Annotated in this window: 1 protein-coding gene; it reads left to right on the top strand. The window is 49.9% G+C overall.

From position 1 onward, the window contains the following. Positions 1–64: 64 nt before the first annotated feature. A partial coding sequence (ilvD, locus tag R8N28_RS25490; RefSeq protein WP_318183693.1) for a dihydroxy-acid dehydratase occupies positions 65–1,246 on the top strand: 1,182 nt, incomplete at its 3' end.

Genomic DNA, 1,246 nt, shown 5'->3' with positions numbered 1-1,246 from the left:
CAGAAGATAAGTGGGGCTGGTTAGACTATGTGTACCCAGAGCAGCAGTAAGAAGGATTTAAGAAATGCCAAAATATAGATCAGCTACCACCACACATGGTCGTAACATGGCGGGAGCTCGTGCGCTCTGGCGTGCAACCGGTGTAAAAGACGAAGATTTCGGTAAACCAATCATAGCAGTGGTGAACTCATTCACTCAGTTCGTACCAGGCCACGTACACCTTAAAGATTTGGGCCAACTTGTTGCTCAAGAGATTGAAGCGGCAGGCGGCATCGCAAAAGAATTCAATACCATCGCCGTCGATGATGGCATCGCAATGGGTCACGGCGGCATGCTTTATTCGCTGCCATCACGTGAATTGATTGCCGACTCAGTAGAATACATGGTTAATGCGCACTGTGCAGATGCCATGGTGTGTATCTCTAACTGTGACAAAATCACTCCAGGGATGCTGATGGCGTCAATGCGTCTCAACATTCCAGTTATCTTCGTATCTGGCGGCCCAATGGAAGCGGGCAAAACCAAGCTTTCAGATCAGATCATCAAGCTAGACCTTGTCGATGCAATGATCCAAGGCGCCGATCCTAAAGTGTCTGACGAACAAAGCGAACAGATCGAACGCAGTGCATGCCCAACGTGTGGATCGTGTTCAGGCATGTTCACTGCAAACTCAATGAACTGTCTGACAGAAGCTCTGGGTCTGTCTCAGCCAGGCAACGGCTCGCTGTTGGCAACGCATGCCGATCGTAAAGAGCTGTTTATCAATGCAGGTAAACGCATCGTTGAACTCACCAAACGCTACTACGAGCAAGATGACGAAACGGCTCTACCACGCAATATCGCGACCAAAGCCGCATTTGAAAACGCGATGGCACTCGACATCGCAATGGGCGGTTCGACCAATACGGTGTTACACCTTTTAGCTGCGGCGCAAGAAGGTGAAGTCGATTTTGATATGACGGACATCGACCGCATGTCTCGCCAAGTACCACACCTTTGTAAAGTGGCTCCTTCAACGCAGAAATACCACATGGAAGATGTACACCGTGCGGGTGGCGTTGTCGGTATCCTTGGTGAACTGAACCGTGCAGGTCTGCTGCACAATCAGTCTAAGACTGTCCTAGGACTGACTTGGGAAGAACAGCTAGCCAAATACGACATCATGCTGACCGATTCAGAAGAAGTGAAATCATTCTACCGTGCTGGCCCTGCGGGTATCCGCACCACACAAGCATTCTCGCAAGAT

The organism is Vibrio sp. Vb1554, from assembly GCF_033344235.1.
The sequence above is the reverse complement of the archived record's forward strand: the minus strand, read 5'-3'. Positions and strand labels throughout refer to the sequence as shown.